This is a genomic window from Anaerococcus sp. (assembly GCF_030825785.1).
Classification (GTDB): Bacteria; Bacillota; Clostridia; order Tissierellales; family Peptoniphilaceae; genus Anaerococcus.
In genome coordinates this window covers 1-24,314 of sequence record NZ_JAPJPG010000003.1, presented here as the reverse complement: position 1 = coordinate 24,314, position 24,314 = coordinate 1, and the positions used below count along the sequence as shown (strand labels likewise).

The 24,314-nt window shown below is 39.2% G+C and carries 25 protein-coding genes; 4 read left to right on the top strand and 21 right to left on the bottom strand.

All coding sequences use genetic code 11. The annotated features are described in order from the left end of the window. Nucleotides 1-133 precede the first annotated feature (133 nt). The 12 genes from clpX to RCH56_RS00760 form a co-directional block, all read right to left on the bottom strand. The gene (gene clpX, locus RCH56_RS00815) at nt 134-1,348 is read right to left on the bottom strand and encodes an ATP-dependent Clp protease ATP-binding subunit ClpX (RefSeq protein ID WP_306483094.1); all 1,215 of its coding nucleotides are present in this window, start codon (nt 1,346-1,348) and stop codon (nt 134-136) included. A gap of 6 nt (nt 1,349-1,354) precedes the next feature. Then, nucleotides 1,355-1,948, bottom strand: coding sequence for an ATP-dependent Clp endopeptidase proteolytic subunit ClpP (gene clpP / locus RCH56_RS00810; RefSeq protein ID WP_306483092.1), 594 nt, complete (start codon nt 1,946-1,948; stop codon nt 1,355-1,357). A gap of 24 nt (nt 1,949-1,972) precedes the next feature. Further along, the gene (tig, locus tag RCH56_RS00805; protein WP_306483091.1) at nt 1,973-3,328 is read right to left on the bottom strand and encodes a trigger factor; all 1,356 of its coding nucleotides are present in this window, start codon (nt 3,326-3,328) and stop codon (nt 1,973-1,975) included. 38 nt (nt 3,329-3,366) lie between these two features. Continuing rightward, entirely contained in the window at nt 3,367-4,719 is a 1,353-nt protein-coding gene (locus RCH56_RS00800) for a CCA tRNA nucleotidyltransferase (protein ID WP_306483090.1), read from the bottom strand. After that, nucleotides 4,719-5,654, bottom strand: a complete 936-nt coding sequence (locus RCH56_RS00795) for a YbbR-like domain-containing protein (RefSeq protein ID WP_306483089.1) — start codon at nt 5,652-5,654, stop codon at nt 4,719-4,721. Before RCH56_RS00795 ends, RCH56_RS00800 begins: the two co-directional genes overlap by 1 nt. After that, complete coding sequence (cdaA, locus tag RCH56_RS00790; RefSeq protein ID WP_306483088.1) at nt 5,638-6,474, bottom strand: diadenylate cyclase CdaA; 837 nt, start codon at nt 6,472-6,474, stop codon at nt 5,638-5,640. The genes RCH56_RS00795 and cdaA overlap by 17 nt, the downstream gene beginning before the upstream one ends. Nucleotides 6,475-6,531: 57 nt before the next feature. Next, nucleotides 6,532-6,690 (bottom strand): hypothetical protein, encoded by a 159-nt coding sequence (locus RCH56_RS00785; RefSeq protein WP_306483087.1) that lies wholly within the window; start codon nt 6,688-6,690, stop codon nt 6,532-6,534. Between the two features lie 58 nt (nt 6,691-6,748). Continuing rightward, nucleotides 6,749-7,543: a hypothetical protein gene (locus RCH56_RS00780; protein WP_306483086.1), complete on the bottom strand. Its 795-nt coding sequence runs from the start codon at nt 7,541-7,543 to the stop codon at nt 6,749-6,751. Nucleotides 7,544-7,784: 241 nt separating this feature from the next. Beyond that, complete coding sequence (locus tag RCH56_RS00775) at nt 7,785-8,936, bottom strand: double-cubane-cluster-containing anaerobic reductase (RefSeq protein ID WP_306483085.1); 1,152 nt, start codon at nt 8,934-8,936, stop codon at nt 7,785-7,787. Then, the gene (locus RCH56_RS00770) at nt 8,933-9,700 is read right to left on the bottom strand and encodes an acyl-CoA dehydratase activase (RefSeq protein ID WP_306483084.1); all 768 of its coding nucleotides are present in this window, start codon (nt 9,698-9,700) and stop codon (nt 8,933-8,935) included. Before RCH56_RS00770 ends, RCH56_RS00775 begins: the two co-directional genes overlap by 4 nt. Then, nucleotides 9,697-9,921: a DUF3343 domain-containing protein gene (locus RCH56_RS00765; protein WP_306483083.1), complete on the bottom strand. Its 225-nt coding sequence runs from the start codon at nt 9,919-9,921 to the stop codon at nt 9,697-9,699. Before RCH56_RS00765 ends, RCH56_RS00770 begins: the two co-directional genes overlap by 4 nt. Next, complete coding sequence (locus RCH56_RS00760) at nt 9,902-11,065, bottom strand: aminotransferase class V-fold PLP-dependent enzyme (protein WP_306483082.1); 1,164 nt, start codon at nt 11,063-11,065, stop codon at nt 9,902-9,904. The genes RCH56_RS00765 and RCH56_RS00760 overlap by 20 nt, the downstream gene beginning before the upstream one ends. A 242-nt stretch (nt 11,066-11,307) precedes the next feature. On the opposite strand from RCH56_RS00760, the gene selD reads away from it, so the two are divergent. From selD to RCH56_RS00740, 4 genes are read left to right on the top strand one after another with little or no spacing between them, the layout of a single operon-like run. Next, nucleotides 11,308-12,321 carry a selenide, water dikinase SelD gene (selD, locus tag RCH56_RS00755; protein ID WP_306483081.1) on the top strand — a complete coding sequence of 338 codons (1,014 nt, stop codon included), beginning with the start codon at nt 11,308-11,310 and terminating at the stop codon, nt 12,319-12,321. A gap of 10 nt (nt 12,322-12,331) precedes the next feature. Further along, nucleotides 12,332-12,931: a sulfurtransferase-like selenium metabolism protein YedF gene (gene yedF, locus RCH56_RS00750; protein ID WP_306483080.1), complete on the top strand. Its 600-nt coding sequence runs from the start codon at nt 12,332-12,334 to the stop codon at nt 12,929-12,931. Beyond that, nucleotides 12,925-13,188: a DUF3343 domain-containing protein gene (locus RCH56_RS00745; protein WP_306483078.1), complete on the top strand. Its 264-nt coding sequence runs from the start codon at nt 12,925-12,927 to the stop codon at nt 13,186-13,188. The genes yedF and RCH56_RS00745 overlap by 7 nt, the downstream gene beginning before the upstream one ends. Beyond that, nucleotides 13,178-14,314: an aminotransferase class V-fold PLP-dependent enzyme gene (locus RCH56_RS00740; protein ID WP_306483077.1), complete on the top strand. Its 1,137-nt coding sequence runs from the start codon at nt 13,178-13,180 to the stop codon at nt 14,312-14,314. The genes RCH56_RS00745 and RCH56_RS00740 overlap by 11 nt, the downstream gene beginning before the upstream one ends. Before the next feature lie 49 nt (nt 14,315-14,363). Here the strand turns inward: RCH56_RS00740 and RCH56_RS00735 are convergent, their stop codons facing one another. From RCH56_RS00735 to RCH56_RS00695, 9 genes are all read right to left on the bottom strand, one after another. Then, nucleotides 14,364-14,744, bottom strand: a complete 381-nt coding sequence (locus RCH56_RS00735) for a VOC family protein (RefSeq protein WP_105301740.1) — start codon at nt 14,742-14,744, stop codon at nt 14,364-14,366. A 60-nt stretch (nt 14,745-14,804) separates the two neighbouring features. Then, a complete protein-coding gene (locus RCH56_RS00730) occupies nt 14,805-15,245 on the bottom strand; it encodes a hypothetical protein (protein ID WP_306483076.1) in 441 nt (146 codons plus the stop codon). A gap of 1 nt (nt 15,246) precedes the next feature. Continuing rightward, nucleotides 15,247-16,044 (bottom strand): XdhC family protein, encoded by a 798-nt coding sequence (locus tag RCH56_RS00725; RefSeq protein ID WP_306483075.1) that lies wholly within the window; start codon nt 16,042-16,044, stop codon nt 15,247-15,249. Continuing rightward, a complete protein-coding gene (gene yqeB / locus RCH56_RS00720; RefSeq protein WP_306483074.1) occupies nt 16,041-16,844 on the bottom strand; it encodes a selenium-dependent molybdenum cofactor biosynthesis protein YqeB in 804 nt (267 codons plus the stop codon). Before yqeB ends, RCH56_RS00725 begins: the two co-directional genes overlap by 4 nt. Next, entirely contained in the window at nt 16,837-17,409 is a 573-nt protein-coding gene (locus tag RCH56_RS00715) for a nucleotidyltransferase family protein (RefSeq protein WP_306483073.1), read from the bottom strand. The genes yqeB and RCH56_RS00715 overlap by 8 nt, the downstream gene beginning before the upstream one ends. Next, nucleotides 17,399-18,100: a selenium cofactor biosynthesis protein YqeC gene (gene yqeC, locus RCH56_RS00710; protein WP_306483072.1), complete on the bottom strand. Its 702-nt coding sequence runs from the start codon at nt 18,098-18,100 to the stop codon at nt 17,399-17,401. Before yqeC ends, RCH56_RS00715 begins: the two co-directional genes overlap by 11 nt. Then, nucleotides 18,093-20,726 carry a selenium-dependent xanthine dehydrogenase gene (gene xdh, locus RCH56_RS00705; RefSeq protein ID WP_306483070.1) on the bottom strand — a complete coding sequence of 878 codons (2,634 nt, stop codon included), beginning with the start codon at nt 20,724-20,726 and terminating at the stop codon, nt 18,093-18,095. The genes yqeC and xdh overlap by 8 nt, the downstream gene beginning before the upstream one ends. Before the next feature lie 7 nt (nt 20,727-20,733). After that, nucleotides 20,734-22,107 carry a dihydropyrimidinase gene (hydA, locus tag RCH56_RS00700; protein ID WP_306483069.1) on the bottom strand — a complete coding sequence of 458 codons (1,374 nt, stop codon included), beginning with the start codon at nt 22,105-22,107 and terminating at the stop codon, nt 20,734-20,736. Between the two features lie 1,638 nt (nt 22,108-23,745). Further along, nucleotides 23,746-24,314: arsenic resistance protein (locus tag RCH56_RS00695; RefSeq protein ID WP_373690230.1), on the bottom strand; the 569-nt coding region annotated here is incomplete at its 5' end.

The following is a 24,314-nucleotide window of genomic DNA, read 5'->3' as shown; positions in this document are numbered from 1 at the left end:
TTTTACCTCGCTATAAAATGGGGCTGTTGCAAATTTATGAATACTATCGTCATTCATTAAGCATAATCTTTCATTAATAGAGATTAGTTAATGATATCAGAACGATTGTTCATTCGGCAACAACCCCATCTTTCTATCTTTTCTTATAAACTAATTTTTCCTTATCATCTATAGACTCTTTTGTGACAATTACTTCTTCTAGATCATCTATTGAAGGTATTTCAAACATGAGATCTAGGAGGAGATTTTCCATTATAGTCCTTAGTCCTCTGGCACCAGTTTTTTGATTGTAGGCTTTTTCTGCAATCTTTTCTAGAGCCTCATCTTCAAATGTAAGCTTTACACCATCTAGCTCAAAGAGCTTTTGGTATTGTCTTACGAAGGAGTTTTTTGGCTCCTTTAAGATTTTAACTAGAGAGTCAACTTCAAGGGAATCAAGGCTTACAACTATAGGTACCCTTCCTATAAATTCTGGGATGAGTCCGTACTTAAGGAGGTCTTCAGTGTTTACTTCCTTAAGGCTTGCACTAGCATTTTTTGTAACACTTGCCCCAAAACCTATGCTCTTTTCAGAAAGTCTCCTATTTATTATATCTTCAATTCCATCGAAGGCTCCTCCTAGGATAAAGAGGATATTTGTAGTATCTACTTGAATATACTCTTGGCTAGGATGCTTCCTTCCTCCTTGAGGAGGGACATTTGCTTCTGTTCCCTCAATTAGTTTAAGGAGGGCTTGTTGGACACCTTCACCTGATACATCACGGGTTATAGATGGATTTTCGCTTTTTCTTGTGATCTTATCTATCTCATCCACATAGATAATTCCACGCTCTGCTATGTCGATATCGTAATCTGCGGCTTGGACGAGTTTTAGGATAATATTTTCCACATCCTCACCTACATAACCTGCCTCTGTAAGGCTTGTCGCATCTGCTATAGCAAAAGGTACATTTAGCTTGCGAGCAAGGGTTTGGGCAAGGAGTGTCTTTCCTGAACCAGTTGGACCTAGCATTAATATATTTGATTTTTGTAGCTCTATGTCGCTATCTTCTTCATTGCTATTAATTCTTTTGTAGTGGTTATATACTGCAACAGAAAGGGTCTTTTTGGCATCATCTTGACCTACAACATAAGAGTCTAGGAAGTCCTTGATCTCCTTTGGTGTTGATAGGTCGATATCAGCCGAAAACTCACTTGATGTGTTAGTCTCTTGGGCTATAATCTCGTGACATAAGTCGACACATTCGTTGCAAATATAAGCATTAGGACCAGCTATAATTCTTTTAACTTGTGAGCTATCCTTGCCACAAAAAGAACATCTTATTTCTTTTTGTTCGTAATCAGACATTTATTCCTACTTACTTTCAATTACTTTATCGATTAGACCATACTCTTTCGCTTCAGCTGCTGTCATAGCAAAGTCCCTATCGGTATCTTTTTCTATCTTCTTTAGACTTTGTCCTGTATTATCAGAAAGGATATTGTTTAGTCTTTCTTTAATCTTAATTATTTGTTCAGCTTGTATCACAATATCGCTAGCTTGACCTTGGGCTCCACCAGAAGGTTGATGGATCATGATATTTGAGCTAGGTAGGGAGTATCTTTTCCCCTTAGCCCCTGATGATAGAAGGACTGCCGCCATTGATGCAGCTTGACCTATACAGATTGTGGATACATCTGGTTTGATGTAGTTCATTGTATCGTATATAGCAAGTCCGCTTGTTACAACTCCGCCAGGAGAGTTGATGTAAAATTGGATGTCCTTATCAGGATCTTCGCTTTCTAGAAATAGTAGTTGGGCTATGATTATATCTGATATTTCATCACGAACTTCACCTGATAGGAAGATTATCCTGTCTTTTAGAAGTCTTGAATATATATCATAGGCTCTCTCGCCTCTATTTGTTTGTTCTACAACTGTTGGTACTAAATAATTTTTAGGAATCATTTTATCTCCTTATCTAAATGGAGCTTATTTGTCTTCGCCTTCCTCGTGGTCGTGGTCTTCTTCGCCAACTGCCTTGTGGTATTCTTCGTGAGGAAGAGCTTTAGCGTTTTCTGTAAGAAGTTCAACTGCTTTTCTTCTCATGATGTTCTCTTCTAGAGTCTTATCAGAGATGTTTTTAGCGAAAAGTTCTTTGAATTTCTCAAGATCATCTACTCCATAACTTTCTGCTGCTTCTTTGATTTCGTTTTCTTTTTCTTCTTCTGTAACTTCTATGCCTTCTTTAAGAGCAACTTCGTCTATAACGAGATTTGCCTTAACTCTAGCTTCTGCTTGAGCTCTGTATTGGTCACGGATTTGGTTGATATCCATCTTTGTCATCTCGATATATTGAGCTAGGGTGATACCCATTTGTTGAAGTCTTTGGTCTAGGTTTTGTAGTTCGTAGTCGATTTCAGCATCAACCATTGGTCTTGGTGCGCTTACTTCAGACTTATTAACTAGAGCTTCAATTGCTTGGTTTTGGATTAGGTTTTTAGCGTAATCCTTCTTTTCTTCAGCAAGTTTTTCTCTTAGGTTGTTCTTTAACTCATCAAGTGTGTCGAATTCAGAGATGTCTTTTGCGAACTCATCATCTAGTTCTGGAAGTTCTTTTCTTGTAATTAAGTTGATTTCAACTTCGAACTTAGCATCTTTTCCTTGGAATTCTTTCGCTTGGTAATCTTCTGGGAAGGTTACGTTAACGTCAAACTTATCTCCAACCTTGTGGCCTTCTACTTGTCCTTCAAAGCCTTCGATAAAGGTGTTTGATCCAAGAACTAGGTCGTAATCTTCTGCCTTACCACCTTCGAATCTTTCTCCATCAAGGAAACCATCAAAGTCGATATTTACTGTATCGCCTTCTTTAGCTTCGCCATCTTCAACTGGAACTAGTCTTGCGTTTTCGTCTTGTTGTTTCTTAAGTTCTGCGTCAACATCTCCGTCTGTTACTTCGCTAGATACTTCTTCAACGATTAGTTCTGAATAGTCCCCTAGTTCTGGGTGTGGTTTTGTTTCAACTTCAACCTTAAATGTGATATCTTTTCCTTTTTCGATATCGTCTAGGTCTACTGATGGTTGGTCGATTACTTCAAGGCCAAGTTCTTCTACAGCTTTTTCGTATGGTGTAGGGAAAACTATCTTGATTGCTTCATCGTAGAAGATTTCTGGTCCGTACATTTTCTCAAGTACTTTTCTAGAAACGTGACCTGGTCTAAAGCCATCTACCCTATATCTAGATTTGTTTCTTTTATATACAGTATCAGTTGCCTTTTTGAACTCATCATAAGGCACGTCGAATTCGAATTTTGCTATATTATTTTCGTGTGATTTTAATTCTGTCATTTTTTCCTCCTGGTGTTCTTACTCATTGAAATAATATACTACTTCTTTGTCAAGCTATCAAGATTTTTACCCATTCTCGTCAAAAAGTCCTCGATTGCTTTTTTATTATTTTCTAAATTTTCTTCTAGTATTTCTTCTTCAATTATTCTTAAAAGATCTCCAATAATCTTTCCTTGAGGATAGCCCATCCTTATTAGGTCATTTCCATCAACGGCAAGGTCTGATCTTTTCTTAGGTATATCATCCGCCAAGACTTCAGCAAGGATCTCTTCTCCAAGGTCTATATTACTGGGATCAGGGTGGTTGGTTGAAAGGATGTCCGCTCTTTGTAGGTCGAATAAGCGCCTAAGATTTTCTTCGCCTAGTCGTCTAAGAAGCTTTCTGATAGACTTTTTTGTGTAAATATTGGAACAGTCCATATGCCTTTTGACAAGGATTGTAGCATCACTTATGAATTTATTTGAAAACTTTAGCTCCTTAAGCCTTTTCCTTAACATCTCTTCCGAAAGATTTTGATGGCCGAAGAATCTCCCCTCTCCTCTCTCATCTAGGAAAAATGTATCGACCTTGCCAACATCGTGGTAGAGAGCAGCAAATCTTACGGTAAGGTCTGCTGAGCTTTTATCAAGCACCTTTTGGCTATGATTGTAGACATCATCTGCATGATAGGTCGAATGTTGGTCAAAGCCTACCGTTCTTTTTACTTCAGGGAAAATTTCAGCTAAGAGCCCTACTTCATCCATAAGCCTTATCCCCCTGGAAGGAGTAGCTGAAGTGAGGATTTCACTTAATTCACTGGCTATCCTCTCCTGGGATATGGAATTAATCTTATTGGCATTTTCCCTAATAGCTTCCTTGAGGGATTCTTCTATGGTAAAGCCCAAGCGGTTTGCAAAGCGCACCGCCCTAAGACTTCTTAGGAGATCTTCGTCTATTCTTTCTCTAGGATCTCCCACAGCCCTTATAACTTTTCTAGAAAGATCCGCACCTCCTTCAAAGGGGTCAATTATCTTACCCCTATCAAAGGCCATAGCGTTTATGGTAAAGTCTCTTCTTTCTAGGTCATCTATCAGATTATCAGAAAAGCTAACTTCTGTAGGATGTCTCCCGTCCCTATAGGCGCTTTCTTTTCTGAAAGTCGTAATTTCAAAGGCTTCTCCTTCTATTATGACTTTGATTGTCCCAAATCTCTTTCCAATATCTATAAGCTTAAAGTCTCTGAAGACTTCCTCGATCTCTTCTGGCCTTGCATCAGTTGTGATATCTATATCAGAAACTTCTCTAGAAAGAAGGCTGTCTCTAACAGCTCCTCCCACAGGAAAAGACTTAAAGCCAGCCTCTTTTAATCTATCTATTATATTTTCATAATTAATCTTTGTATTAAGTCTCATTACTTTTCTTTTCTTCCTACTTCTATCTTGTAGGATACTGGATCTTTTCCATCATAAAGGCTTACTCCGTCAGGAATATTAAGCTTGATCTCGCCATTCTTATCAGATTTAAGCTCAGCAACATTTACAGGATAAGTTTCGATTTGATCTACCGACTTTAGAGACCCGCTATCGCCCTTTATGACGCATTCCTTCTGAGATAGACTTATATTTTTAATCTCGTAGCCATAAGCTGGCTCACCATAATAACTTATTTTTATGGGAACTCTCTTAGTTTCCTCTGCCCTAAAGGAAATATTTATATCATCATTTGACTTCTCGATGCCAGTAACTTCCTTGCCGTCCTTATCCAAAATATGGATATCTAGATTATGGATTTTGCCATCTAGATAGCTTTCCTCGTCAATATTTACTTCAACTCTATCGATCTTATTTATTTGAGATACAGGTCCCTTGACTGTGACTTCCTTGATAGACTGCTCGTTAATTTCAACAGACCTTCCATCTTTTAGGCTATCCTTGATTATGATATTGATCGGGAGGGACTTTTCTACCTTCTTTTGAACATTGATATTGATTGAAGGAGGATCTACCATGGAAATCCCAACCCCGCTTGGTGTATCTACCTTAACCCCAACAGATTGGATTCCTTCCTTTACATCCTTAACGTCAATACTTGCTTGGATGTCGTTTTGCTTGATTCCGACAATCTTATCCCTAGTGCCCTCAACTCTGATATTGACATTACTTGCCTCATCGAGACCTATAATTGTATAGCCCCTTTCTTCTAAGGCGTCCTTGTTTTGGACAAGGATTGGAACATTTCTGAAAGTCCTATTTACAGAAGGGTTAGTCGAAGTAACTACAAAAGCCCACATGACAATAGCAAGAATAATCGATAGGACTATCAATTGCACATCATTTTTCTTTTTCATTTACCTCTCCCTTCTTTTCTTTCTTCAAGACCTCACTTACATTATCAGTATTTACAAGCTCGTTTTTAAGTCTAATCTTCAGGCTTTCCTCATCAAAATATCTATTAATCTTGCCATTTTCTGCAACAGAAATATTTCCTGTCTCTTCTGATACAATAACCACAAGACAATCGCTCTTTTCAGAAATCCCAATAGCTGCTCTATGCCTTGTCCCAAGCTCCTTGGCTATAGTATTTGAAGAAGACAAAGGCAAGTAGCAAGCTGCTGCAGCGATAGTATTTTTCCTAATAATCACAGCCCCATCGTGAAGAGGAGTGTTGGGAATAAAGATATTTATAAGAAGCTCTGAAGAGATATCACTATCAAGCTTGGTCCCACTTTCTATAATATCAGAAAGACCAACTTCCCTTTCCAAAACCACAAGAGCTCCAATCTTTTGCCTAGAAAGAGAGCTCATAGCAGAAACTAGCTCATCTATACTTCTCTCATCCCTCTGGATCTTTTCACTAGAAAACAAACTCCTACCCCTACCAAGCCTTTCAAGAGCGCTCCTAAGCTCTGGTTGAAAGACAACTATGATAAAGACTAGGGCAACTGTCAAGAATTGATTCATCACCCAAGAGACTGTATTAAGATTTAGAATATCCGCAATAGATGCGAAAAACAAAACAAAAATCAGTCCCTTAAGTACCTGTTCGGCCCTGGTGTTTCTTAGAAGTGAGAAAAGTTTATAAATAACAAAGGCAATAATTGCAATATCAATAATATCTGTCACCCTAATCAACATCAAAGACGTAATAATATTTTCCAAAAAATTCATACTTCCTCCTTCTATTAATGTACTATTTAACAAGCTTATTGGTAGGAAGAAGATAAATTATTTTCCCCCTTTGCTATTAGATAAGCCCAACAAAATTCCAAAAACAGACCCCAGGCAAATTCCTAGAGCAAGTTTATCAAAAAGTCCTCCAAAAATCATCCCAAACAAGGCTCCTAAAGAAAGCCAGTAAGAAAGTTTCTTAGTATTATTTCCCATGTCTACCTCCTTCGCATTTAACTTTATTCTACATCAATGATTTACTTAGTAAATACATTCATCTTCTCATAAAACAAGCCCTCCTAAAATTTCCCTCCCTTAAAAACCAAGATAGTCTTATCTTATTCTTTCTCCTCTTTGAAAGAGTTGGGATGTTTTTTATTGCTTTGATAATCAGATCTTCTCCATAATCATCCAATAACTTTGAAATAGCTTCGCAATAGCTGGGGTTAGATATAATATCTTCATCAGAAAAAGTCCCTCGTTGAGATTTCCAAAGCCTATCTAACTTTGAAAGGAGGCTTTTGTCTACTAAGTTATTTGTATTATAAGTTTTTGTTATATTAGTATTTAGTAGCCTTTTATTTTCTACTTCTTGATTTTCTACAAGTAAATCTCCTATACCTTGATTTTCTCCTAATATTATTTCATCTTTCTTATCCAGATTAGCTATTTCCTCCTCTTTACTAGGATTATGCTTCTGATCGCTATTTTCATCATCTTTATCAAGGTATTGATCTTCTACTTCTAGATTTTCTCCAAGTGGACTATTTAAATTGATTTCAATACTTTCATTAATCTCAGTCTCCCAGCGGATTATCACTCCATCTTCCTTTATAGGATATCTTTTAAGATAGCCCTTATCTATCAGCTCAGAAAGTCCTGTCCTAAAAGAAGATATCCCATCTTTTGACTTTGTAACAATATGCTCTATATGAACAACCCAATCATCAGGTAGGCTCAAAAGATAAGTAAGAATCCCATTGGCCTTAAAGGAAATGTCTTCATCATTTAAGTAGCCATTATCTATTGTAGTAAAATTTCCTATCTTTTCCACACGATTTACAATCATAATCTCTCCTTTATATAAATACTTCTACTTATATATAGAAATTAAAGGAAATTCTTCCCGAAAAAAGCTAGAAAAGAATTCTCTCTCCTAGCTTTACTAAATTAATATATATTTAATTCTCCTTTATATTTTTCTTTATAGAAGTTCAAGAAGAATCGGATTAATAAACATCCGCAAGTTTTTTCTAAACCTTCAGCAGGCTGACTCCTACAAGATAAATAAGCAAATCCTAACCATAAGCCTAAAGCATCTCAATAAAGGCGGCCATTCTTGTGTTTAGTTGGCCTATGTCTGCTTGGCCGAAGTCGGTTTCTAAGTAGGTGTATGGGATTTTTTTCTCTTCTTGGACGAATCTTTTGATTTTTTCTCTTTCTACATTGTAGGTATGGCAGGCTACAAGATCCATTTCTACTACTCCGTCTGCCTGGTATTCGTCTATTAGTCTTCCTAAAAGCTCAAATCTATTGGTATCTGGACTCATTACAGAGCAACCTATGTCTATATATCTATCGGCTAGGGCCTTTACTATGTCCTCTTGATCGAGATCTACATTTCTATCGAAGTTTTTCTCCCCCGAACAGTTTTCAAAACTTACTATAACGCCTCCGTTATCTTCTATAGCCTTGATTACCTTTTCTGTAGCCCCTCCCATCGGGCAGCCTGTTACTACTATCCTTGGCTTTTTCTCTCTCGAATCAGGATCGTATTCGTCGATTATTCTTTTGGCAAGGGCGTTGATCTCTCCTGGTATCTTTTCCTTGTCCATATTAAATTGGCTACCATAAGTTACATGAAAGAGGTCGAGTCCTGACATTGGAGTTGGGTCAAGTTTCATAGTTTTGGCTATGTTTTTTTGGGCATCTCTTATGTCATTTCCAAGCTTTACTGCTTTTCTTAACTTCTCTTCTGTAATTTCTGTTTCAAATTTTTCTTCCATGTATTCCTTGAATTCATAAACTTCCTCCGCCCAGTATCTTTTGGCCTTTTCGTCTTGCCTATTTGGTAGGTTCATCATGTAAACAGGCTTTATTTCATCCATCAATTCGTACATTTTCTTCTTCCCATCACAGGTTGTCTCTCCTACTATGACATCTGAAAAATAGAAAAATGGGCATTTGTCGGTTTTGGCAAAGCCGTAGGATGACTTGATAAGTGGGCAGAGATTGGCCGGGAGGTCCTTTTCTGCTTCTGCCATGGTTTCATCACTTGTTGAGCATAGACCAACCGTGCTTGCTCCCGCAGCCCAGGCTACTTCTTCAGGAAAATATGTACAATAGGCTCCTACTAGGGGAATATTTTTATCCTTTAGGTCCTTCACACCTAGGAAGGCATTTTTTCTTGCGTCGGCGAACTCTTCAAATATTTCTGGTAAGTCTTTAATTAGGTCTGTCATCTTTTTTTCTTCTCCTTAGATAGATAGGCTCCTCCGATTGAGCCTGCAAATTGTCCGTTCTTTAGATTTATAACTTGGCATCCTATTGTTTCGGATAAGATTTCGGCAAAGTAAGATACATTGCTTAAACCACCCGTAAGGATTACTTTCTCACTATCTCCTATTTTGTTATACATCTGGCTTACTTTCTGAGCGACTGAGTTTACGATTCCTGCCGCTATATCCTCTTTCTTTCTTCCTTCTCCCACATAGGAGGTGATCTCTGTTTCTGCAAAGACCGTACACATTGACGATATGGAGATGGCCTCTCCTTTCTTGGCTAGGTCAAAGAGTTCAGTAATCGTTAGTCCGAGCTTGTTGGCCATGACTTCGATAAATTTTCCCGTGCCCGCTGAGCACTTATCATTCATTTGAAATTCAGATACTAGTTTATCTTCTATAAGGATAGCCTTGGTATCCTGACCTCCTACATCTATGACTGAAAGATCATCAAGGCCAGATAGGGCCCTCGCTCCTCGTGCGTGGCAGGTGATTTCTGTTATGACAAAGTCAGCGAAATCGACGCTTATTCTACCGTAACCTGTCGCTGTGACCCTGGTATTATCGCTATCTACGTCGACTCCTTTTTCGAGGAGCTTGTTTTTGATATCATTTGCGACTTCCTTAGACGACCAGCCAGTAGGAGTTACGAAGTTTATCTTCCTATCTCCAATTACAGATACCTTGCTTGCAGTTGATCCTATATCGATTCCTACATAGTTCATTTGTCTACTCCAAGCTTATGGATTTTCTCATAGGATATTGAGTTTTCCTCTAGTGTCTTTGTAATTTTTTCTAAATCTTTCCCCTCTAGCTTAAAGGCAAGGCCACAGCCTGCGGATATTTCATTTGGTAGGGGGATAATCTTTCCAGCAAGTTTATTTTCCTTAGCGAATGCCTCCATCATCATGGCATCTGTAGTCGTATCAAATGTTATTACTATCATAATTATCTCCTAGTATTTCCTTTAGGGCATATATTGTTTTATCGATCTCTTCCTTTTTTGTGAAGTAGGAGAGGGAGAAGCGTACGAGTCCATCTTCTTCTGTCCTTAAAGCTCTGTGGCAAAGAGGGGCGCAATGGGCTCCAGCCCTGGTGGCTATGTCGTATTTTTCGGCAAGGATTTGGGCTAGGTTATTAGAGGGGACTTTGGTGGAATTAATCGCAAGTATTCCAACCCTCTTATCTAAATCCTTGGATCCATAAATTGTAAGAGTAGGTATTTGCCTTAGCCTGTCCTCAAAATATATAAGTAGGTCTTTTTCCTTTTTTCTAATATTAGCTAGGCCAATTTGATTTATAAAATCAAGGCTTGCATTTAAGGAAAGAATACCGTAAGCATTGATAGTCCCTGCCTCTAGGGCTTCTGGCATGGTATAAGGATGGTCTTTGTCAAATGAATTGATCCCACTTCCTCCGACCTTTAGGGCATGCGGATTTAGCCCATCTCTTATGTAAATTCCACCAGTACCCGTTAGGCCATATAGGGCCTTGTGACCTGTAAAGCAAAGGACGTCTATCCCGTATTTTTCGACATCTATATCGATAAGTCCAGCACTTTGGGCAGCATCTACTATAAGTAAGAGCCTATGCTTTTTGCAAAAGTCAGAAACTTTCGAAAGATCGGTAATATTTCCCGTAACATTTGAAGCATGGCTTATAACCAAAGCCTTAGTGTTTTCTCTTACAAGCCCTTCCATCATTTCATAATCGAGTATCCCTTCCTTTTCATCCTTAAGCCCTACAAAGGAAAGCTCAGCTCCTTCCTTTTCCTTAAGATAGAGAGGACGGAGGACGGAATTGTGCTCGATAAGAGACGTTATTACATGATCGTCTCTTCCTATAAATGAAGAAATAGCGATGTTTAAAGCCTCCGTGGCATTTGTGCAAAATGCAAGTCTTCTTGGATCTTTGGTATTAAAAAGCCTCGCAAGCTTGATTCTAGTAGCAAGGACCATCCTTCCTGTATCTAGGGAGATTTCATTGAAGCCTCTCGAAGGATTTCCTATCTTATCAAAATTTTCTATCAATCTTTCCTTGACCAGGTCAGGCTTGACCAAAGTCGTTGCAGCATTGTCTAAATAAATCATAGCGAACCTCTTTTAAAAATATATCGACCTCGCCCCTATTATCTAATATATTACTTTCCTTGTCAAAACTTTTTCATACTTCTAAGCCTCTTAATGATTTGGAGAAGGGATAGTATTAAGTAACTTCTTTAGCAATAACTCTAGGTCTTTTTAATTAATCTGTGAAGGTATACTAAAATTTACGAAAACCTTTCTTGATGTATTTTTGAAAAATATTCGGTAGAATATTAGAAGGAGGTCCTATGAAGAACTTAGAAGTATGCGGCGGTTGCAATGCCAAGATTGCCGCAGGTAATTTGGATAAATTATTAAAGGATATTATCCCCTACAGAAGGCACGATGTCCTAGTAGGATTTGACAAGAAGGACGATGCTTCAATTATCGACATCGATGGCGAAACTTGCGTGATCCAGACCCTAGATTTCTTCCCTACTATGGTAGAAGATCCTTATCTTTTCGGTCAAATCGCTGCCGCCAACGCCCTAAGCGATGTCTACGCTATGGGAGGAGAGGTCATCTCTGCCCTTAATATCGTGACATTTCCCCTAGAAGAGGACTTTGCTATCCTCAAAGAAATCCTCCGTGGAGGTAATGATAAGGTAAGTGAGGCCAGGGCAAGCCTTACTGGTGGGCATTCGATCCATGATAAGACCATAAAGTACGGCCTTTCTGTTACTGGCAAGGTCAAAAAGAAAGAAATTTGGGAAAATAACACGCCAGAAGATGGCGATGTAATATTGCTTACGAAAAAAATCGGAACAGGGCTTGTTACTGCCAACTACGCCCAGGGACTAGTTAGCGAAGAGGACTTTAAAGCTTGTACAAGGCAGATGGCAACTCTCAATAAATACGCCAGGGATATCTTCACCAAATATCAAATTCATGCAGCGACGGATATCACAGGCTTCGGCCTTTTGGGCCATCTTTCAGAAATGGCAGGAGATGATTTTACTATAATCCTTGAAAGCGCCAAGGTCCCAGTCCTATCCCCTGCTAAAAAGCTTACCGCTGAGTTTCTCTATACTTCTGGTGGACAAAATAACAGAAACTATCTCGAAGGCGATGTAGAATTTATGATAGATGATTTCGCTATGGAGGAAGTCCTCTTTGACCCACAAACATCAGGCGGCTTGTGTATTTCGGTAAGTCCAGAGGAAGCAGATAAGATAATCACAGACTTTAGGGAAAATAATTTGGAAATCTATCAAATAGGTCAGGTTAAAAGGAAAAGATCTTACAAGATAATCGTAAAATAAAGGAGCTATTATGAAAAAAATTGATTGTTTAGGAAAAGTTTGCCCAATACCAGTAATCGAAACAAAGAAGTTAATCAAGGAAAACCCAGAAGAAGTAGACTTCGAAATCCTAGTAGATAACGAAGTAGCAACTCAAAATCTCGCCAAGATGGCCAAGGAACTTAAAATAGAATCATCTTCTGAGAAAATCGAAGACGGAGTCTACAAAGTAAGTCTTAAGAAAAACGCTCAAAGCAAAGAAGAAGTATCAGAAGAAGGAAATAAAATCGATACATCTTCCTATGTTGTAGTAATCTCTGACGATAGGATGGGTAAGGGCGATGAGGACTTCTCAAAAAGCCTACTTGAAGGTTTCATCTATGCTCTTACAGAACAAGATAAGCTTCCAGAAAAGGTGATTTTCTACAATAGAGGAGTCTTCCTTACAGCAGCAAATGAAAAGACCATAGAAGACCTCAAGGTCCTTGAAGAAAAAGGCGTAGAGATCTTATCTTGTGGCCTTTGCCTGGGAAATTACAAACTTAAGGAAAAACTTGCAGTAGGAGAGATTACAAATATGTATAAGATTGTCGAAATCCTAAGAAGCTACCACACAGTTAGTCCATGCTAGGAGAAAATTTCGTCCTTTTCTCCTTCGAGAAGTTCGAAGACCCGGCAGCTGCCCTCGATAAGCTAAAGAATTTCGATAAGGCAAGGCTAATCCCCTTGCCTCCAGAAATTGATGCTGGCTGTGGCTATGCTTTAAGGATAAGAGAAAAAGATTTGACTAAGGCCCTAGCCATCCTAGAGGAAAGTGATTATAATGGGATTTTCCTTATGGAGCGAGATAAAAATGGGAGGAGGATAATATCCAGATATGTATTTTGATAACGCTGCTACGACTATCCACAAGCCCAAGGCTGTGATAGATAGGCTTTCTTATGTAATCTCTTCTGGAAATTACGGCAATCCATCAAGGTCAGGCCACATGCTTAGTCAAAACTCTATGATGGCGATTTTTGATACGAAAAAGTCTCTGGCTAGGATTTGCCATATAGAAAATCCCTCAGATATCCTCCTTACAGCAAACGCCACCTTCGCCCTAAACTTTGCCATCAAGTCTTTGGTAAAAAGAGATGACCACATCATCACCTCGACTACAGAACATAACTCTATCCTCCGCCCCCTCTATCAAACGGGCGCTGATATTTCCTTCGTGGACTTCGATAAGAATTACAAACTTAATTACCAAGATCTCCCCAAACTTTTAAGAAAAAATACCAAATATCTAATAATAAATTCCGCCTCAAATCTTTTAGGAGATGTCAAGGACCTAGATAGGGTCTATGATTTTGCCAGAGAAAACGAGCTAATAATGCTAGTAGATTGCGCCCAAAGCCTGGGCCTTATAGATATCGATATGGGAAAATACAGAAATTGCCTCTTCGCATTTACAGGACACAAGTCCCTTTACGGGCCAAGTGGGACAGGCGGACTAATTAAAAACGGCAACTTTCTCTTCAATCAAGTATTTGCCGGAGGTAGCGGGATAGATTCTTTCAGGGAGACCATGCCCCCTTCCTTTCCCCAAATATTTGAAGCAGGAACGGCCAACTTCTTGGGTCAAATCGCCCTAAAGGCAGGAGCCGACTTTATCCTAGATGAGGGCATTGATAAGATAAATAAAAAAGTAAGTAACCTTGCGAAAAGATTTTACCGAGGGATCGAAGAAATACCTGGGCTTAAGTTCTACTCCAAGGACCCAGACGAGCTTAAAACAGGCCTAGTTTCCTTTAATATTGGAAATATCCCCTCAGATGAAATCTCCCTCATTCTAGATGAGGACTACGATATTCAAACAAGACCCGGTTCCCATTGCTCTCCCCTAATCCATAGGCATTTTGCTACAGAAAGACAGGGCATAGTGAGATTTTCCTTTTCTTACTTCAACACAAATGAGGAAGTCGATAGGGCAATCCTTGCCCTAAGAGAAATTTCCCAAATATACAAATAGGGCCAGCCGATTTAATCCGCTAGCCCCTTTTACTTGCAAGTTTTAATATTTATTTTTTCTCGATAATTTCAATCTTGTATCCATCTGGATCTGTTACGAAAAAGTACTTATCTGAATTGTCGCTTAGGCCTCTAAGTTCTGTAACCTCATAGCCCTTATCGCTTAGCTCTTTTCTAAAAGACTTGATATCTGGGTTAGAGATTGCTATATGGCCGTAGCCATTTCCTAAATCATAAGCTTCTTCTTGGTCGTAATTGTAAGTTAGTTCCAATTCATAATCAGGTGAAGCAGGAAGCTTTAGGTAAACAAGGTCGAATTTCTTGTCTGGAAATTCCTTTCTTCTGCTTTCAACAAAACCCAACTCTTCTGTATAAAACTTATAGGACTTGTCAAGGTCCTTAACTCTAATCATCGTGTGTAAAAATTTCATATATCCTCCTAGTCTATTTATAACCAAAAGCGAAATTATTATTCACTTAGCTTTTTAGACTTACTTCTTCTGTAAGCCCGCAATAAATTCTTCTAGTTTTTTTATGTCTTTCTTATTAAAATATTCGACAAAATAACTTCCCTTTGCCTTGATAGTAAGCTTAATTTCTGATTTCTTTTCCTCTAAGCTTATATCCTTGACATCCCTTATCTTAATAAGAAGCAGAAGGGGACTGGCTCCATTCATTACGACAAAGCCATCTTTTCTTACTCCTCGGCTTAGGATATTACTTAGGAGAAAAATGATTGTCGATAGGGCTAGGATGAATCCAAATAAACTTCCATCCTTTTTCCCAGCCATTATAAGGATAAAAAGAGAATAGGCTCCTATAATTATTAGAAAAGTTGCCTTGATTTTAATTCTAATTTCATTCGAATATCCCAAACTAAAATTATAAAAACTTCCTATAAGGAAGGCTATTAGCATTATTATCTTTAGCATTTTAATGGAGTTTCTGGATTTCACCAGTCTTTTTATTTTTAATCATTAGAATCTCTGCCATGATTGAAATTGCAATCTCTTCTACGGAGCCATTGTCCACATCAAGACCTATAGGAGTGTAGATTTTCTCTAAATCTTCTCTCTTGTAGCCTTCTTCTTCAAGTTCCTTAAAGACTCTTACGACCTTGGCCTTTGAGGCAATCATACCTAGATAGTGGAAATCTTTATCTATTATTTTCCTAAGGGTCTGGGAATCGTAGGCGTGACCTCTGTTACAAAGGACTATATAGGTTTTATCATTATCAAAGTCGATTTTACCTACTGCTTCCTCGACTGGAGCTTCTATATATTCCTTGATTTCACTAAAGTCGTGACTTTCCCTAAACTCGCCTCTATCATCTATTACCGTAACTTCGAAGTTGGTCTTTGCCCCTATCCTTGCAAGCTTTTGGGAAATGTGACCTGCGCCAAAGATTACAAGGCGATTAGCTGCCTTGAAGTATTTTACAAATCCTCTAGAATTTCCCCCGCAGCTCATCTTAAGCTCCCCGTTTTGGGATAGATTGTAGTCAAACTCGAAGGATTCTCCCTTAGGAAAGCCTTCCATACATCTTCTTATGATATCAGCCTCAATTTTGCCTCCGCCAACTGTACCAAAGGACTTTCCATCTGATGTAACAGCCATTAGGGAGTTATCTTCTCCAGGAGTAGAGCCCTTGTTTTCTATCAAAAATACCAGGGCTGCATCCCTTCCCTTTTTGTTTTCTTCATAAATTTTCTCTAAAATATCTGCCTTCATAGACCCTTCCTTCTTTTCATTATGAGAAGTCCCTCAAGACTCCCTCCACCGATTAGCCTAGCCTTATCAGAAATCGTCCCCACATTACGAGGAATCACTCTTGGGTCGACATCTCCGACCTTCATCCCCTTAGTCACTTGGCTTCCTTCATTGATCATACCACGAACCATTCCGTCAAGTCCTGCGTAGATTTCCTTACCATCTACTAGGGCAACAGGCTCGCCCTCTTTTACAACTGAGCCTAAATCTTTTAGGATATGGAGCTTACCATCTCCTGTAGATCTTAGGATTCTTTCTGTCGTAAAGCCATTGATATTACCAGGATTACCGGTGTTTGGGGCGGCAGGTCCCTCAAATATTAGTCTGCCCAAATCGTGGCCCCTGTTGGTTTCTATTACTAAATCCACGTCTTCACCTGCGATAAAACCAGGTCCAAGTCCTATGGTTATAGGAGCCATGTCCTTCTTAGTCCCGAGGTTTTTCTTGGCAAGAATCCCATCTATAACACAGATAGGCTCCATCTCTTCTATGAATTTTCCCTTAGGATCAATTGTTACAGCAATCTTATCTTCTGCAAAGGCTTTTTCTATTTGAGACCTATCTTTGCAGTAAATTGCTTCTATATCTTCGATTTGGATTTCTCCCTCAAAGATCGCTTGAGCTACTGCGACATTTCTTCTGATACAGGTTGGTCTTTCGATTTCTAGGACCAATACGTCAAATCCTACTCTCTTAAGCTTCTGAATAGTCCCTGTTGCGACATCTCCTCCGCCTCTTACTATTACGAGATTCTTATTCATGATCACTCCTTAAATTCTCGTAGGCTTCAATGGTATCAATATCCAATAGCTCGTCTTCGTTTTCTATTGGGACCTTGTTAGTCTTTCCGTCTTTGGCAAAGATCATTCCTCCTTGGTCATCTTCAAGACTTAAAAGCTTATCCCTGTAGCTAGCAGGAAAGATTACTGGCGCTCCCCTTCTCATCCCTACGACAGGATAGGTCATAAGATTATTTTCCTTAAAGGATTCGATTAGTTTCTCGCAAGTTTCTTTCCTAAGAAGGGGCTGGTCTGCCACAAAAAACATCATATTAGTGTCTTCATCGGTCTCCCTTACACCAAGCTTGATTGATGAAGATTTGCCGATCTCATTGTCGGTATTACAAATAGCCACAAAGCCCCTAGACCTTGCATCTTCTAGGATTTCCTCATAGGAGGAGGCGACTATAACCTCATCAAATCCTACTTCCTCCAAGAGATCTAGAGTATGCTCGTAGATTTTCTTTCCCTTAAATTCTAGCATCAGTTTGTTCTCTCCCATCCTTTTAGATAGGCCTGAGGCCATTAATATAGCATTAATTTTCATAAAACTTTCCCTCCTTGATCGATCCGTAGGACAATTTAATATCAGAAAAATCAAAATCCTCCCTGATCTTACGGACATTTGCAAAGTCCTTCTCGCTTTCTACCTGGTTTAGGAATAGATATTTCCCTCCATCAAATCCCTTGTAGAAGCCCTTATCATAAGCGATTAATCTTCTTATCATCTTAGAATCTATGATACCAGTCCCTATATTTTTTGAAAAGCCTTCATAATTATAAGTAAAATCTTCCTTAAGCTCACGTCCTATGATCTTAATAGGCAAAACCCCTATAACTTTTGTCGTAAAATCATAAATTACAGGCTCGTAATCATACCAAAACTTAAGGGGTAGATTCCTACAACCGTCTGCTTCTATCAAGACATAATCAAAATCATCAAGAACTTCCTTAAGATTATCATATCCCACACTTTTTAGCTTCGCCTTTCCTGAAACTTCCTCTCCCAAACATACTATCCTCTCTGACTTATCATCCACATAAGAATCAAAGGAATTATAGGTCGGATAGGATGAATCTTTGGGAAGGGCGATTTTAGTCGAAGTCGTCATAAGGACCCTGCCCTTTTTGGACAAGCTAAGGGCAAGATAAGTCATAAGACTCGTCTTGCCCCCAGATCCTGTTATTGAAATTATATCATTTTTTTGTATATCAAATATTTCTTCTATTTTAAGCATCGAATTTCTTCCTCGGTTTGCTATAAGCCGTATCAGCCATTGGGAAATCACGTCTTAAGATTCCGTCAAGCTTGTAATAGGCTCCTTGAGCTGCTGGAGCAATTGGAATTGTCGCTATCTCTCCTACTCCCTTGGCACCAAAGGCCCTATCTAACAATTCATCGTCAGGCTTACTTACAAAGACAGTTTCGATTTCAGGAATCATTGGCGCTCTCCAAAGCCCAAGTGTTCCGTATTTGGCCTTGACCTTGGATTTATCTAGCTTAAAGTTTTCTGTAAGGGCGTAGCCTAGACCCATTACAATTCCTCCCTCAAGCTGGCCTTCGATTGCCTTAGGATTTATGACCTTGCCGGCATCGGTTGCGGCAAAGACTTTTCTAATAGTCCCGTCATCATTTAATATTACCACATTTGTAGAAAAACCGTAAGCTATGTGGCTTACTGGATTTTCCTTTTCTGAGCCCAGTGGATCGGTAGGATCGAAATATTCGTGGAAGTATTCCTTGCCATTAAGCTCATTTATATCATTAGCCTCGTCTAAGTCCTTCTTAAACTTTTCAGAAACTTTCTTTATGGCCTCACCAGAGATCAAGGTCTGACGAGATCCTGATGATGTACCAGAATCTGGTGAGTTGGCTGAGTTTGGATGGATTATCTCAACTTGATCTGGACGTAGACATAATATATCTAGGACCATTTGCTTAAAGACAGTTTGCGCTCCTTGACCCAAATCACTTGCAGCACAATATACTCTCACCACTCCATCTTCTACGACAATCTTTGCCCTACCCTTATCAGGTAGACCTACACCGACACCTGCATTTTTCATAGCGCAGGCAATACCAGCTCTGTCTTCGTTTTCTTCAAATATTTCCTTAACCGCCTCTAGAGTTTCGACAAGGGCAGTAGAAGAGTCTGCGATCTGTCCATTAAGAAGGACCTCGCCAGGTCTAATGGCGTTTTTGTATCTTATTTCCCAAGGAGAAATCCCGACCTTTTCTGCCAAGAGATTGATGTTACTCTCGAAGGCAAAGTTCGATTGGCAAACTCCAAAGCCTCTGAAGGCTCCTGCTGGTGGATTGTTCGTATAATATCCATAGCCATCGATTTCTGTATTCTCGTAATGGTAAGGTCCTACAGAGTGGGTACAAGCTCGCTCAAGAACTGGCCCACAAAGGGATGCGTAGGCTCCTGTGTCCATCTTGATCGTAGCCTTCATAGCTAGGAAATTGCCCTCTTCGTCACAGCCTAGCTTGAAAGTCCCAACCATTGGGTGTCTTTTCGGATGGAATTTCAAGGATTCGTCACGGCTAAACTTAATCTTGATTCTTTCCTTAAATTTGTAAGCTGCAAGAGCTGCAAGGTGCTGGCAAGATACGTCTTCCTTGCCACCAAATCCTCCTCCTATTAGCTTATTTTCTACCACAACTCTTTCTGGCTGATCTTCCCAGCCAAACATTATAAGGGTCTCTTTTCTAGTATCATAGACAGATTGGTCAGTGGTATAGATCTTTACCCCATCTCCCAAAGGCTCAGCAATTGCACATTCTGGCTCGAGAAAGGCATGCTCGGTAAAAGGAGTCGTGTAGGTCTCTTCTACTATATACTTACACTTCTTGAAGGCTTCTTCCGCATTACCACGGCTGACGTGTCTTTCTTGGCAGATATTACCTGTAGGATGGATGAAAGGAGCTTCTGGATCTTCTGCTTCTTCGATAGAAGAAATTGGCTCTAGCTCTTCGTATTCTATTTCAACTAACTTCTTTGCCTCAGCAAGAACCTTGTCATTTTCTGCTACTACAAGACAAATTGCATCTCCCTCATATCTTGTGATATCCCCCTCGCGAATGAAAACATCCCAGTCTTGGGAGATATGGCCGACCTTGTTGTTTGGAACATCTTTGGCAGTTAGGACTCCTATTACTCCAGGAAGGGTCTCCGCCTTAGTCGTATCAATCTTAAGGACCTTGGCTCTTGGGAACTTGCTCCTAATAGCAGATCCTACTTTCATATCATCAAAGATCATATCATCGACATATTCGCCTATGCCTAGGACCTTGTCGTGGGCATCGATTCTTATAAATTCATCTCCAACCTTGACCCTATCCTTTTCGTCACTAGTAATTTCAATATTGCCATTTATGATTTCAGAAGCAAGCTTGATTCCTTCGATGATTTTTACATAACCTGTACATCTACATATATTTTGCTTGATACCTGCCTTTATTTCATCCTTGCTAGGATTTGGATTATTTCTAATAATAGCAGCCCCGCTCATGACCATCCCTGGTGTACAAAAACCGCATTGGACTGCTCCTGCCTTAGAGAAGGCATGGACGAAAGCCTTCTTCTCAAGTTCTGTAAGTCCCTCTATGGTAAGGATTTCCTCATCCTTAAGCTTAGAAAGCTTCTGGGTACAAGAAAGCTTCTTGCTATCTCCAACAAGGACAGTACAAGTTCCGCAAGCACCTTGGGAACAACCGTCCTTTACTGATGTAATATGTAAGTCATCACGCAAGAACCTAAGAAGAGTCTTATCCTCATAGGTCTCGTATTTTTTGCCATTTATCTTAACAATTATAGGATCAGTATCCTTAATCCTATCTCCTACCAATATATTTGTCATAAATCACCTAAATAAACTTCCTATCTATAAATTTCCCTCGGCCCTTCTCGCCGTAGTTCTTATCATCTTCCAAAATCACTTGACCCCTTGCTATTACAAGCTTAGTCTTTAAGTCAGACTCAAAGCCCTCATAGGTCGTATAATCACAGGCAGAGTGCCTATTTTCTTCGCTAATCGTGTAAGTCTTCTCATCAAATACAACAAGGTCCGCATCCTTACCGACTTCGATACTTCCTTTCTTATAAGAAAGACCGAAAATCTCACTAGGATTAGTGCATAATAGATCCACTAGTCTTCCTAGATCAATTCCCCTTTGGATTCCCTCTGTAAGGACAACTTCCATCCTCTCCTCGATTCCTGGAATTCCTCCAGGAGCATTTAAGAAATCATCCTTGTAAGGAAGCTTCTCACTCTCATAGTAGAAAGGACAGTGATCAGTTGCTATTACATCAACAGTCCCATCAGCTACTCCCTCCCACAAGGCTTCTACGTCCTCGTCTTTCCTGAGAGGGGGAGCACAAATGTACTTGACTCCTTCGCTTGCGCCACCTTGTTCATACTTTTCGTCCGTATAGGTCAAATATTGGGTGCAAGTCTCACAGTAGAGGTTCTTCACCCCACGTTTTCTCGCATTTCTAATCTCTTCAAGACCTAGCTTTGAAGAAGTGTGGACTATATAAAGCTTAGGAAAACCCGCAAGTTCGCTCAAATAAATAAGCCTATTAATAGCTTCAGCTTCTGCCTCGGCTGGTCTTGTCCTCGCATGGAAAATAGGAGCTAGATTCCTAGCCTCTTCCGCCTCTTTCCTAAGCTCAGCAATCATGCCATCGTTTTCACAATGAACACAAACTACTGTTCCAGTCTCCTTGGCCTTTCTAAGAACCTTAAGCATCTTAGAATCATCGAGCTTGCCTCCATAAGTCGTATAAATCTTAGTAGAAACAATCCCTTGACCAAAAAGCTCTTCCATCTCATCAAGAATGGCATCACTTACCTTTTGTATAGCCCCATGGAAGGAATAATCTATCACAGCGGATCCCTCGGCCATCTTGTGATACTTGTCAATCATCTCTCCGACAAGAGAGTCTCTCGGACCAAAAGCTATATGATCTACAATAGACGTAGTCCCGCCGAAGCTTGCAGCTCTAGTTCCTGTATAGAAATCGTCAATCGAAACAAATTTGCCCAAATCCAGAGACAAATGCGTATGGACATCCACCCCACCAGGCAAAGTAAGAAGCTTCTTACAATCAATCACCCTATCGGCACTTCGATTAATCTCGTCACTAATCTCACTTATATTCTCATCATCTATATAAATATCACGAAGGACGTACTCTCCTTCTTCTACAATCTTTGCATTTTTAAGTAAAATACTCATACTAACTCCTAAAGTTATAACATGTAACATATCACGTTTATAGTTAATCTACAAGTTAACGTTTACACTCACTTATATTCTAACATAAAATTAAAATAAATATAAGAGGAGATGGGAAAAATTTGGATTATTCTAAAATTTTATAGAAAATATCCTTATCTCTTCTTACTTAAAATCAAAAGAAAAAATGCTAATAAATAAATCTACGAAATCCCAAAGAGATGTCTCGACTACGCTCGACATTAGGGAGGTGAAAGAAAACAAAGTTTTCTCTAGAATTATTAGAATACCATTCGGCATTCTTTTAACTTTTGTTCCTAAGTAACAAAATTCACTACACTATTTGTCTATCAGACAAACAGTGGCCCAACAGGAGGGCAACCTTGCTTCGAAGTAAGCCCGTCCGGCTCGTGGAGGACAGCCCGTCCGGCTAATAGAGGACTGTAGAAGCCTCCCACACTTACCGATATTAAAACAACAAGGTATATACCTTTAGATAATCTCAAACATATGTTACGCCATCTCGAAGGAGGAACGACTGAGAGATCTACAGTAGGTGATGACATGTGTATAAAAAAGTTTAAGTTATCTACGAAAATACATAACTAACAAAATCTAAGATTAAACACGTCCCAAAGTTCTGTAGACCTCTCACGTAGTCCTCTCAGAGCCGGACGGCCTTTTTTCGAGCTGGCGGAAAGAGGAATTTTTAATAAAAATTTAGTATATGAGAAGAGATGTCTCGACTACGCTCGACATAAGGGGTAAGAAAACAAAGTTTTCTCTAGAATAATTAGAACGCCATTCGGCGTTCTTTTGACCTTTGTTCCAAAGAAACAAAAGTCACTACACTATTTGTCTTTCAGACAAACAGTGGCCCAACAGGAGGGCAACCTTGCTTCGACCGAACGTAGTGAGTGGATAAGCCTCCCTAGAAATAGTAAAAGTATAATTCTTTTAAGCCTAGAATTATAGCAATTCATACAATTCCCGCCATCTCGAACGCATGTGAGAGATCTACAGTCTACGATGACATTTGGATATAAAAGTTTAAGTTATCTACGTAAAAAACTAAATAACGAAAACTCAAATCATACAAGTCCCAAATTCCTGTAGACCTCTCACGTAGTCCTCTCAGAGCCGGACGGGCTTTTTTCGAGCTGGCGGAAAGAGGAATCTTTAATAAAATAAAGTATATGGTATGAGATGTCTCGACTACGCTCGACATAAGGGTATCGATGGAAAGCTTGCTTTCCTACCCCATTCCCTTGTTTCGACCGAAGCGGAGAAACCTCACCAGAAATAGTAAAAGTATAATTCTTTTAAGCCTAGAATTATAGCAATTCACACAATTACCGCCATCTCTAATGGAATTGTCATAGTGAGTATAGCGAATTAATGAAATTCCTTAATCGAGGCTTTGCGAGATGAAGTCCTCCTAGAGCCGGACGGGCTTGCCTCTGAATCCGCAAACTACCGTCGAAGGAGGAACGACTGAGAGATCTACAGTCCATGGAGACAAATAGATATAAAAGTTCAACTTATCTACGTAAATAACTAAATAATAGCCAATTATAAAAATCAGTCCTAATATAACTAAGACTGATTCTTATAAAAACTTAAAAAACATTTATATACTTATCTCTTAAACTTATGCTCCATTGAGTTTGCAACTCTTACTAAAAATAGCATTACTGGTACTTCTACCAAAACTCCTACCACAGTTGCAAGGGTTGCGCCAGATGATAGGCCAAATAGTGAGATAGCAACAGCTACAGCTAGTTCGAAGAAGTTAGATGCTCCTATCATCCCACATGGAGCTGCTATAGAGTAAGGCAATTTTGCAAGGTATGCCATGCCAAAGGTTATAGCAAATATAAGGAAGGTTTGAAGTATAAGTGGTACTGCTATAAGAGCTATATTCAGAGGTTGGTCGATAATCTTCATCCCTTGGAATGAGAATATAATTATCAAAGTTAGTAATAATCCAACCATAGTATACTTATCAAATGATGGGATAAATTCATTATTTAAGTAATCTTCACCCTTATTTTTTATCACATAGTTTCTAGTAATCATACTTAGGATAAGGGGAACTACTATAAATAGTACGATTGATAAAAGTAGGGTCCCCCAAGGTATATTGATATTTCCCCTCTTTAGTAAAAAGCTTACTATTGGAATATAGGCCAATAGCAAAATTAAAT